The following is an 11,418-nucleotide window of genomic DNA, read 5'->3' on the forward strand; positions in this document are numbered from 1 at the left end:
GATAAAGCGCAGGGCGCCTCTCACTATAAAACACTGTATAAAATAATCAAGGTGAATACGCAGCGCGCGGCCGACAGTCTTACGCGCCTGGTAATGGCCATGGAGCCCAGCGAAGCGCTGCGTGGCTTACGCATCCGGGTAATACATTCCGGCGGTAATGTAACGAACCTGAACGACGAAGTAAGGATGGTTGAGATGAACCAGGGACGGAGAGCCATCGTAGCCAATAACCTCATACTGGAAGCCGGCTGCGAAATAGAATATGAAATGAACCTGAAGGTGCAATACGATTATGCCGGCACAGATTACCTGCAGTCGGGTATTCCCTGTGAGCAGCTCAGCTACGTGCTGGTTGCCCCCAAAACACTTGATTTTGTGATAAAGCCCAGCGTTGGTTTACCTGCGCTGCAAGACAGCGTTAGCGGCAGCAACCGTTACTACTGGCTGAACATGCAACATATGCCGGATCTTCCTGCCAACGACCTGTTTTTTTACCTGCCACAATTGAAGCGGATCGATTTCGGGCTGAAACAGGCTATAGAAGGGAAAGATACGGTACACATGACCTGGCAGAAGTTTGGAGAAGATAATTATATTCCCATTGTGGCAATATCTAAAGCGGAATTTAAACAGCTGGAAAAAGAACTGCAGAAGTGGCCTTTTGTAAAGCAACGCATTCCTCTTCCGCAAATGATTTACCTGGTAGAGCAGTATATAAAATCCAATTACCGGCTGGTGGAGCCTTCCGGTACAGGCGAAACGGTGGATCTTATTTCCATTATCCGCAATAAGCAGGCAGAAAAAGCAGGCTTTACCCGTTTGCTGAATGCGGTGTATTATATGCTGAATATTCAAACCCAGGTATTATTCACCACCTCGCGCGACAGCTTGCTGATGGACAGCCAGCTGGTATACCGGCAGCTACCCACCAATGTGCTGCTGTATTTCCCCGGGTTACAACAGGCATTGGCCCCTGCGGAAATGAATACACGCTTTCCATGTTATCCGTCGTTGCTGACCGGCATCCCTGCATTGCGCTGCCGCGATACATTAGTGAATGGTGAAAGCAAAGTGCTCACGGACTTTATTCAAACGCCGGCGCCGCCGTATACGCTCAGTAACATTACCCTGGAAGCCACGCTGCGGTCGGTCACGGATCCTACCTGGGAAGTAAAACAATCCTTTGGCGGCTACCCCGCTTCTAACCTGAAAACAGCTTTTGCAGGAACCGGCAGCACAGCGGAAGGCAGGCTGCAGGTGTATAACGCCATCCTTCCTTTTGAACCGGGCGCCAGGAAACCCCTGGAAGTAAAACCGGAAAACGAAGTATTTAACAACCGCTCCCTGGATAAGCCTGTATTGCTGAAGAGTACCTTGCTTAACACATCTTCCGTAGAAAATAAAGAAAGCAGTACCGTGATCCACGTGGGTGCTTTACTGGGAAATAACCTGACCTCCGAGATCCCGCTTCCACCGGGCGATTTGCCGGTACAGATCAATTTTCCCTATTACCAGGAAAAACGTATAGTCATTCCCGTACCAGCCGGCTATAAAGTAGCGAATAAAGAAGATTTCTCCGCAGAGATCAATGACAAAAAAGATGCGTTGGGCTTTAAAATGCGGTGTGAGCAAGACGGCAGCCAGTTACGCATTTTTGTGCTGGAGTGGTATAAGCAAACCGATTTTTCCGGGGATAGTAAAGTCGCTTTCGGGCAATTGCTGAAAAGGATCCAGGTACTCCAGCAGCAGGACCTGATATTGGTGAAAGAATAACCTTTATACGCCGTCTACATCCGGGATGATCACCACCGAACGGAATCTTTTTTCCGTTTTGAGCTGGATAATAAATTCCTGCAGCACTCTTTTGATATGGGCAATCAGCCTGGCTTCACGGGGTAGTTTGATCAGCATTTCCTGCAGGTAATTGTTACGTACCCTTGCCACCAGCGGTGCTGCCGGCCCTACCAGTTGCGCGCCTATATGCGGTTGCAGCCAGCTGGCCAGGATCTGCGCAGCCTGTTCTGCGGTTTGCTGATTTTTATGCCGTATGGTTAGTTTCAGCAAACGGAAGAAAGGCGGGTAACCAAATACCTGCCGCTCGGCAATTTCCGCTTCAAACATTGCTTTATAATCGTGCGCCGTTACATAATGCAATACCGGGTGCCGCGTATTGCTGGCCTGGATCAGTACTTTTCCCAACCCATTCTTACGGCCAGCCCGCCCGCTTACCTGTTCCATCATCTGGAAGGCCCTTTCATTCACCCGGAAATCGGGGAAGCCCAGGAGGTTGTCTGCACTCAGGATCCCTACCAGGTTTACATTTTCAAAGTCCAGTCCTTTCACCACCATCTGGGTACCTACAAGGATATCAATACTGCGGTCTTCCAGCAGTTGGATCAGTTTATTGTGGCTGTCTTTGTTCCGCACCGTATCCACATCCATACGGGCAATTCGGGCTTCCGGGAAAGCCGCCTGCAGGTCGTCTTCTATTTTTTCAGTACCGAAGCTTTTGGGCTCAATGGTTTGAGAGCCGCAAGCCGCGCAGGTATGTACATAAGGATATCGTGTGCCGCAGTAATGGCAATGGAGTTTATCCTGGTTTTTATGATAGGTGAGGGATACATCGCATTGTTTGCAATGCGGTATCCATCCGCAGGTAGTGCATAGCAGGAAAGGCGCATATCCGCGGCGGTTCTGGAAAAGGATCACCTGTTTTCCGTCTGCCATACTTTGTGTGATGGCTGCTTTCAGGGCAGAAGAAAAATGGCCGTCCATTGTTTTCTCCGCCATTTCCTTTTTGATATCCACTATTTCTATAGCGGGCATTTCCACGCCGCCGAATCGTTCTTTCAGTTCAACCAGTCCATATTTTCCCTGCTGGGCATTAAAATACGATTCGAGGGACGGGGTAGCAGAACCCAGCAGCACTTTGGCTTTGAAGAGGCCGGCATAATATATGGCCGCATCCCTTGCGTGATAACGGGGAGCGGGGTCCTGTTGTTTATAGGAAGCGTCGTGTTCTTCATCGAGGATGATCAGCCCAAGGTCGCGGAACGGCAATAGCAGGCTGGAACGGGCGCCCAGTATGATGCGCAGTTCACCTGTTTTCACCTTGTTCCATATTTCCACACGTTCGTTGTTGTTAAACCTGGAGTGATAAATACCAATGCTGGCGCCGAAATGTTTTTGCAACCGGCGGATCACCTGGGCGGTAAGTCCTATTTCGGGCAGCAGGTACAGCACCTGTTTACCACTGGCCAGACAGGCTTCCATCATCTTCACATATACCTGTGTTTTACCACTGGAAGTAACACCATGAAGCAGGGTTACCTGTTTATCTTTAAAATGTGTTTGTACTTCATCCAACGCTTTTTCCTGTGCTGGGCTCAGGTCAAAATCGATCTGCGCATCCACTTTGCCGGTAGCGATACGGTCTACCGTGCGTTTCTCCACCCACAGGATATTTTTATCTACCAGACCTTTCAGCTGGGCAACCGTAGCGCCGGATTTTTTCAGCAATTCTTTCTGCAGCACGGCGCCCTGTGTTTTCAGCAGGTGCAGGTAAGCAAGGAGCAGTTCCATTTGCTTCGGGGCGCGGCCCATCTCATTGAAAAGGGCAGCCAGTTGTTCTTCCTCCTGGTAGTGGGCATGCAATTGCACATAATTTTCCTGCTTCTCCTTATATACTTCTTTCAGCTCTTCATATACCAGCAATACTTTTTTCTCTATCAGTTTCTTGATAACAGAGTATACTTCTGATTTGTCGAGAATCATCTGTACTTCCTCAATACGCAGTTCCTTACGGATATGCAGGGCTTCCGCGATGAGGTATTCATCATCGTCGAGGGAAGTAAAGTCGTCGCCGAAGGCATCGTTGTAAAGCAGGAGCGTTTCGCTGGAAAGCTTGAGATGGGCCGGCAGTGCGGCATTCAGCACCTCTCCTTCCGTGCACATATAGTAGCTGGCCACCCATTCCCAGAAAGCTAACTGTGTAGGATATACGATAGGTTCTGCATCCAGCATATCCAGCAGGAACTTTGTTTTATACAGGGGGGCCTGTTCGTGGATAGCTTTCACGACACCGGCGTACTTCTTTTGTTTACCCAGCTGCACGGCTACCCGGCATCCTACCTGGAGGCCGGACATATTTTCAGGAACCGCGTAGGTGTAATTTTTTGGTAGCGCCAACGGCAATATTACATCTGCGTACTTCATCCTATTGCCTGCAGGGTTGGATATTTATGATATTTACGTAATTCGGTGTCCATCACATCAAACACCTGTTGTTTGAGGGTGTTGATGTCGTTGAGCGTCATTCCTGTTACAGGTATTGGCGGCAGGAATACCACGCGGCATTTACCCGGGGAAATGTGCATAGGGCCTTTATGTGGCAAACGGTGGCCTGCATCGAGGTACAGCACCGGTTTAATGGGTTTCTGCAGTTCAATGGCCATGCGGAATGCGCCGTTGTGGAACTGGCGTAATGGCTGGTCCGTATCGTTGGTGGTGCCTTCCGGGAATACGAGAATGGAGATGCCGGCTTTGAGGGCTGTCATCATTTCCCGCACGCTGCGCGCCCTGGCGGCGGCACTGGAACGGTCTACCGGTACTACTGAATTTTTATAGATGAACCCGAAGAAGGGGATCTTTGACATTTCCACTTTACCCAGGGGACGGAAGGGAAGCCGCATTACTTTTACGGCAATGGCGGCATCAAGATAAGAGCGGTGATTTACCACAAAGATGCAGGGCTCATTGTCGCGCTCGCATAAATATTTCCGGGTAACCCACATGCCCACCATCGGGAACCAGGCGTGCGCCCAGAAGCGGAGAAAATAAAATATGATGTTACCGCCCTTTTGCCTGCCCAGCAGGGAAGCCAGGAAAATAGGCGGCAATATTAAGAACATGATGCCCAGGAACACGGCAGCGGCGTATATCACATAAATAACACGCAACGGTTTCAGTAAAAAATTCATAGACGCCTCTGAAGGTTTAATATGGCGGAAAACTACGAAGAAAATTACGAATTACGCGGAAAGAGGCGTTGAATTAATCGCAGTGGCAGGTCCAATCCTTATCAAGATCTATACAGGTAATTACTTTAGCGTTTTGCGGGTCGCAGGGAGCAAAAACGATCCGCAGGTGCTGTCCTTCACTGGAATAGCCTTCCAGTGCATAGGTTGGGCATGGGTGATCGTTTGGATTGGATTTTTCGGTATTGATCTTCCCTTCGGCGAGGATTTCCTCTACTTCGGCCTTTGTCACCTGGCGGCAATCCATCCGACAAATGGCGTGTTTAGTATACTCAAGATGGGCATGCCTGTTAATCGTTTCCCCTGCAATGGCGGGGCTGCTGGAATTACCACGGGCCACAACGGGGCGGCTGCCGGTAGAGGAGGGAGCGGGTGTATTCTTCCACCATTTCTGCTGCCAGCCGGCCAGCAACAGGAGAGATAAAAGGAAAACCGGAAGATATTTTTGCATTGATTTCATAAAGCAACGGAACGGCGCGCAAAATAGTTAAAAAATCCTTACCTGACTATGACATAAAAAGTTCCTACCTTTGCATCCCTTTATGGAACAGGTAAAAACAGTAGCATTTCATACACTCGGCTGTAAGCTGAACTTTTCAGAAACCTCCTCAATCAGCAGGTTACTGGAACAGGATGGGTTTGTAAAAACGGATTTCGACGGAACAGCAGATGTATATGTGATCAACACCTGTTCTGTAACAGATAATGCCGATAAAGAGTGCCGTATGCTGGTACGCCGCATACAGCGTCGCGCACCGGGCAGCATGGTGGTGATCACCGGCTGTTATGCCCAGCTGAAACCGGCAGAAATTGCTTCCATTGAGGGTGTGGACCTGGTACTGGGCGCTGCAGAAAAGTTTAATATCGCCGAACACCTCAAAACACTCACCAAAGGGAACAGTGCTAAGATCTGCTCCTGCGACATTGAGGAGGTGAATAGTTTTCATGCTTCCTATTCGCTGAACGACCGTACCCGCACCTTCCTGAAAGTGCAGGATGGCTGCGACTATACCTGCGCCTTTTGTACAATTCCCATGGCCCGCGGCAAAAGCCGCAGCGACAGTGTTGCCAACGTGGTAAAACATGCACAGGACCTGGCTGCTGCCGGTGTAAAGGAAATTGTGCTTACCGGTGTAAACCTCGGCGATTTCGGGAAAGGCTTTGAAGGCGGGAAAAAAAGGGAAGAAACCTTTTTTGAACTGGCGCAGGAACTGGATAAAGTGGAGGGCATTTCCCGTTACCGTATTTCTTCCATAGAACCTAACCTGCTTACCAATGAGATCATTGAATTTGTAGCCAACAGCCGCAGGTTCATGCCTCATTTTCATATTCCGCTGCAAAGCGGCAGTAACGAGATCCTGGGGCTTATGCGCCGCCGTTACCGTCGCGAACTGTATGCGGAAAAAGTGGCCCTCATCAAACAGTTTATGCCGCATTGCGCCATTGGCGTGGATGTGATTGTGGGTTTCCCTTCCGAAAGCGATGCGCATTTCCGCGAAACATACGATTTCCTGCATGAACTGGACGTATCCTATCTCCATGTATTCACTTACTCCGAACGCGCCAATACCGCTGCACTCGATATTAAGCCGGTAGTGCCTGTTCATACCAGGAATGAGCGCAATAAGATGCTGCGCAACCTCAGCCACAAAAAACAGCAGTTCTTTAATGAACAACACCTGCATCAAACCAGGAAAGTGTTGTTTGAATCGCTGGGAAAAGATGGTATGATGGAAGGCTATACCGATAACTACATCAAAGTAACCACGCCTTTCCGCCAGGAATGGCATAACCAGCTGATCGACTGGGATCTGCGCTAACCGGACTTCCTGCGAAGCAGCCCCCCGGAGCGGTGATAATATTCCTTGCAGACAAGTATACCACAGCACCCTTTACAGGGGCCAGGATGGCTGTATTATTTCGGAAAACCCGGGTCTGCCTTTACCTCCTGCAATTGTTGCGTATGCCGGTTGGTGTGGGCGGCATCAAGCAGTAACAACTGGCAAGCATCGATAGGACCCAGCGCCGGGTGGTCGGTAATATGATCGCGCATTACGTCTTTGGTGTTGGTTACATATTGGATGAGCTTATCACGTTGTTCAGTAAATGCTTTGATCGCTTCCGCATTGGAGGAGTAGTTGTGTTTGGGAATCCCATACTCAGGCGCCTTTACTTTATGGCTGCGGTCTTCCACATTTTTAATGATCTGCTCATCAGTGGTTTTAATATCTTTTCTTCTTTCCGGATTGGCGGGTTGCTGTACCAGTTTTTGCTCTCCTTCCATAATAGCTTTTTCAATCAGGGTAATATGCTCCACGCATTCAATCACCGACCAGCGGTCTGCCGTGGGTTTGTACTCCAGTTGAGCATCCGTGAGGCCCTGCACATCTTTCAGGAGCTGATCCTTTGTTTGTTGCAGTTGGGTAAGAAGAAGGGATCTGTCTTCCTTTACGCCGGATACAGGGCGGAAGGCAGTAACTGCTGAAAAAACGGCTATTGTCAGCAGCAGTAGTAACTTTTTCATCGTGGTTAAAATTTAAGTGCCAGGAAAATTGGAGTTATTGATCAGAAGATAAGTAAGTTACGAAAAACCGATGATCTCCAGAAATTCCTCCCTGGTAATAAATCCTGCGCCCAGTGAGGCCAGGTGGTCGGTATGCACCTGGCAGTCGATCATTTGAAGTTCATGTGCATAAGTTTGCACAAAGGTGATAAAAGCCGCTTTGGAAGCATTGCTCACCGTAGCAAACATGGATTCCCCGAAAAAGAAAGGGCCTGTTTTAACGCCGTAGAGGCCACCTACCAGTTCATTGTGCTGCCAGCATTCTACAGACATCGCATGGCCTGCTTTGTGCAGCCGGGTATAGGCATCCCGCATTTCGGGTGTTATCCAGGTGCCGGTTTGGCCCGGCCGGGGGATGCTGCTGCAGCGGGCAATCACCCCTGCAAAATCTTCATTAAAGGAAATCCGGAATTGCTTTTTACGCAGCACCTGTTTCATGCTGGCCGATACTTTCAGTTCATCGGGGAATAATACGAAGCGGGGATCGGGACTCCACCACAGGATGGGCGGTTCATCGTACCAGGGGAAAATACCCGAACGGTAAGCGAGCAGCAACCGCTCCACTGACAGGTCCCCTCCTACGGCAAGTAATCCGTCCGGCTCGGAAAGCTGAACAGGTGGAAAAACCAGTTGTTTATTAAGACGAAAAACAGTCATATCGGGAATCAGCTGCCTGCCATTTCTTCGATAGTGGCACTTAGTCCTCTCTCCTGCAGGGCTTCACACAGGGGACGAAGTTTGAGATATTCGCCCTGTTTAACCGCATACTTTCCATTAAAATGAATGATCAGCGCACATTGTTCGGCCTGCTCGTGCGTATGCCCGCAAACCTCCATCAGTGAAGAAATGACCCAGTCGAATGTATTCACCTCATCATTCCAGACTACCAGGCTGAACGGAAACTGTTCATCTTCCGCCACCAGCACATCTGTCTCTTCCTCAGGTAATCCTTTTGTACTTGTATGATCGCTCATCTTTAATAAAAGCTTTATGCAAAATTACATGGATTATTCGTTAATTTATCCATATTTAGCAGAGATCTGCGGATTTCAGGATGCTTCGAATTTAAAAAATGGTTATGATAAACGGACTGGTTTTACTGATGGATACGAATTTACCGCTGAAAGATCCGGTGCCGATCTTTTCGCTGGTATTGTTTATAATACTGCTGGCGCCCATCCTGTTACGTAAGCTGCGGATACCCAGTATTATAGGGCTGATCATTGCCGGTATGCTGATCGGTGATCATGGGTTTAAAATTATACAGAAAGACAGTATTGACCTTTTTGCGAAAGCGGGGCTGCTGTATATTATGTTCCTGGCGGGCCTGGAGCTAGACATGACCGAATTTCGTAAGAACCGCTACCGGAGCATGGTATTCGGCGCCTTTACCTTCTTTATCCCCCTTGTGATGGGGTACGTGGTGTGTACTTATGTGCTGAAGTTTAACTTTATGGCTACGCTGCTGGTATCCAGCATGTTTGCCACTCATACACTGGTGGCTTACCCGCTGGCAAGCCGGCTGGGCATCACTAAAAATGAAGCCGTTACCGTGGCAGTGGGCGGCACTATTATTACCGACACAGCGGTATTATTGATACTGGCGGTGATCACCGGTGTTCAGGCGGGCAACATCAATACTTATTTCTGGGTACGACTGGGTATTTCCCTGGTCATTTTCGCCGCTATTATCCTCTGGCTGATGCCAATGCTTGGCCGCTGGTTTTTCAAGAAGATAAAGGATGATAAAACCTCCCATTTCATTTTTGTGATGGCGCTGGTATTTGCTTCCGCCTTCCTGGCGGAACTGGCTGGTGTGGAGGGTATCATCGGGGCATTCCTGGCCGGGCTGGCGCTTAACCAGCTGATCCCGCATACATCGCCATTGATGAACCGCATTGAATTTGTGGGTAACGCTATTTTTATTCCTTTTTTCCTGATCAGTGTAGGCATGCTGGTAGACCTGCGGGTACTGCTGAAAGGCACCGAGGCGCTGATCATCGCCGGCGCACTCACCCTGATGGCGCTTAGCAGCAAATGGCTGGCAGCCCTGTTCACACAGCTGGTTTTTAAATACAGCGCCAACCAGCGCAAGGTGATCTTCGGACTCAGCAGCGCTCACGCCGCCGCTACCATCGCGGTAATACTGATCGGGTACAATATGCATATTGTAGATGAACATGTGTTGAACGGCACCGTAATACTTATTCTCATTACCTGCCTGGTGGGGTCTTTTGTTACAGAGAATGCCGGCCGACGGCTCGCGATACAGGAAGCAGAAAGCAAACCGGAACTGGACGATCAGCCAGAACGTATACTGGTGCCGGTTTCCAACCCCGACCGTATTGAAGCGCTGCTCGACTTTGCCGTGATGATCAAAGACCACAACGCCGCTACTCCTATTTACCCGCTGGCTGTAGTACAGGATAATGAAGAAGCAAAAGAAAAGATACACCTCACCAATAAGATGCTGGAAAAAGCGGTGATACATGCGGCTGCCACGGAAAGTGATGTACAGGTAGTTACCCGCGTTGACCTCAACGTTTCCGATGGCATTACACGCGCCACAAAAGAGCTGCTGATCAGTGATGTGATATTGGGCTGGACTGATAAAACAAGCACCACCGACCGCTGGTTGGGTAACATTTTTGGTACCACGCTGGATAACGTATTGCAACGGGTTTGGGAAACAGTATACGTATGTAATTTCCATTCGCCGCTGAACACCACAAAAAAAATGGCGCTGATCCTACCGCCCAATGCAGAATACGAACTGGGCTTTTTGCATTACATGCAGAAAATGTTTATGCTCGCCAAACAGGCAGGCGCCAGGTTGCTGGTTTTCTGTAATGAGAAAACACAAACCATTACCACGGCATTTGCAGAGCAAACAAAAATGAGCGTGGACCTGGGTTTCCGCCAATTTGATACCATCGAGGATTTCCTGGTGCTTTCCAGGGAAATTACCCGGGACGACCTGGTGGTAGTAGTTACCGCGCGGAAAAGCACGCTTTCCTATCATGCGTATATGGATGGTATCCCTGCAAAATTGCAGCGTCATTTTAAGGACAATAACATCATCCTTTTATACCCCGAACAAAGAGAATTTGATTCGCTGGAAGCAGGATTGCAGGCAGAGGATCTTACGCTGGCGCCTATACAGGAACAGATTGCGAACCTGAATAAACTGGGTAAGGCAGTGAAACGGATATTCAAAAAATAATGGCCGGTACCGGCAGCTAAACGCAAAAAGGTCCCGCATTTCTGCAGGACCTTTTTATTTGTGTGTAGTGTGGGAGCTACTGGATTCGAACCAGTGACCCTCTGCTTGTAAGGCAGATGCTCTGAACCAGCTGAGCTAAGCTCCCCTGAAGATCTTCGGAAAATATATCAAACTACTTTTGTGTGGGAGCTACTGGATTCGAACCAGTGACCCTCTGCTTGTAAGGCAGATGCTCTGAACCAGCTGAGCTAAGCTCCCTCTTAAAGATCTTCGGAAATATGTCAAAACTACTTTGTGTGGGAGCTACTGGATTCGAACCAGTGACCCTCTGCTTGTAAGGCAGATGCTCTGAACCAGCTGAGCTAAGCTCCCTCTTTGTGTCTTACCTATCGTCCCTTTCGTTCGATTGGATCGCAAAGGTATAAACTATTTTTATTCTACCAAATATTTTTTGAAAAAACGCGGGGATCGCCTTCGGCGATGCGAATTTTGTCTGACTCAGGATTATAATGATTTCGCTGATTACGCTGATTTTTGTTTTTTAATTTTGTAATAATCTGGGGAGATATAAGCGGATTTTGTCTGACTCAGGATTA

Annotated in this window: 9 protein-coding genes and 3 tRNA genes; 3 read left to right on the forward strand and 9 right to left on the reverse strand. The window is 48.8% G+C overall.

Annotated features, from left to right (window positions below; genetic code table 11):
• On the forward strand, positions 1 to 1,773 hold a 1,773-nt coding region (locus tag VN105_RS06115), incomplete at its 5' end, for a hypothetical protein (RefSeq protein ID WP_325638950.1).
• A gap of 3 nt (positions 1,774 to 1,776) precedes the next feature.
• On the opposite strand, the gene priA is transcribed toward VN105_RS06115, so the two are convergent.
• The 3 genes from priA to VN105_RS06130 form a co-directional block, all read right to left on the reverse strand.
• Complete coding sequence (gene priA, locus VN105_RS06120; RefSeq protein ID WP_325638952.1) at positions 1,777 to 4,215, reverse strand: replication restart helicase PriA; 2,439 nt, start codon at positions 4,213 to 4,215, stop codon at positions 1,777 to 1,779.
• Positions 4,212 to 4,979 (reverse strand): lysophospholipid acyltransferase family protein, encoded by a 768-nt coding sequence (locus VN105_RS06125; protein ID WP_325638954.1) that lies wholly within the window; start codon positions 4,977 to 4,979, stop codon positions 4,212 to 4,214. Before VN105_RS06125 ends, priA begins: the two co-directional genes overlap by 4 nt.
• A gap of 73 nt (positions 4,980 to 5,052) precedes the next feature.
• Positions 5,053 to 5,487, reverse strand: coding sequence for a DUF4258 domain-containing protein (locus tag VN105_RS06130; RefSeq protein ID WP_325638956.1), 435 nt, complete (start codon positions 5,485 to 5,487; stop codon positions 5,053 to 5,055).
• 79 nt (positions 5,488 to 5,566) lie between these two features.
• Here VN105_RS06130 and mtaB point away from each other — a divergent pair, with 79 nt between their 5' ends.
• Positions 5,567 to 6,856, forward strand: a complete 1,290-nt coding sequence (mtaB, locus tag VN105_RS06135) for a tRNA (N(6)-L-threonylcarbamoyladenosine(37)-C(2))-methylthiotransferase MtaB (RefSeq protein ID WP_325638958.1) — start codon at positions 5,567 to 5,569, stop codon at positions 6,854 to 6,856.
• A gap of 95 nt (positions 6,857 to 6,951) precedes the next feature.
• Here the strand turns inward: mtaB and VN105_RS06140 are convergent, their stop codons facing one another.
• From VN105_RS06140 to VN105_RS06150, 3 genes are read right to left on the reverse strand one after another with little or no spacing between them, the layout of a single operon-like run.
• Entirely contained in the window at positions 6,952 to 7,560 is a 609-nt protein-coding gene (locus VN105_RS06140) for a DinB family protein (RefSeq protein WP_325638960.1), read from the reverse strand.
• Positions 7,561 to 7,617: 57 nt separating this feature from the next.
• Complete coding sequence (gene aat / locus VN105_RS06145; protein WP_325638962.1) at positions 7,618 to 8,256, reverse strand: leucyl/phenylalanyl-tRNA--protein transferase; 639 nt, start codon at positions 8,254 to 8,256, stop codon at positions 7,618 to 7,620.
• Between the two features lie 8 nt (positions 8,257 to 8,264).
• The gene (locus tag VN105_RS06150; protein ID WP_142683429.1) at positions 8,265 to 8,573 is read right to left on the reverse strand and encodes an ATP-dependent Clp protease adaptor ClpS; all 309 of its coding nucleotides are present in this window, start codon (positions 8,571 to 8,573) and stop codon (positions 8,265 to 8,267) included.
• Positions 8,574 to 8,677: 104 nt separating this feature from the next.
• On the opposite strand from VN105_RS06150, the gene VN105_RS06155 reads away from it, so the two are divergent.
• A complete protein-coding gene (locus tag VN105_RS06155; protein ID WP_325638965.1) occupies positions 8,678 to 10,822 on the forward strand; it encodes a cation:proton antiporter in 2,145 nt (714 codons plus the stop codon).
• Between the two features lie 70 nt (positions 10,823 to 10,892).
• Here the strand turns inward: VN105_RS06155 and VN105_RS06160 are convergent.
• From VN105_RS06160 to VN105_RS06170, 3 genes are all read right to left on the reverse strand, one after another.
• Positions 10,893 to 10,967 (reverse strand) — tRNA-Val (locus VN105_RS06160).
• A 38-nt stretch (positions 10,968 to 11,005) separates the two neighbouring features.
• A tRNA-Val gene (locus VN105_RS06165) sits at positions 11,006 to 11,080 on the reverse strand.
• Positions 11,081 to 11,119: 39 nt separating this feature from the next.
• Positions 11,120 to 11,194, reverse strand: a tRNA-Val gene (locus tag VN105_RS06170).
• Between the last annotated feature and the right edge of the window lie 224 nt (positions 11,195 to 11,418).

Source organism: Chitinophaga sp., assembly GCF_035564935.1.
Classification (GTDB): Bacteria; Bacteroidota; Bacteroidia; order Chitinophagales; family Chitinophagaceae; genus Chitinophaga.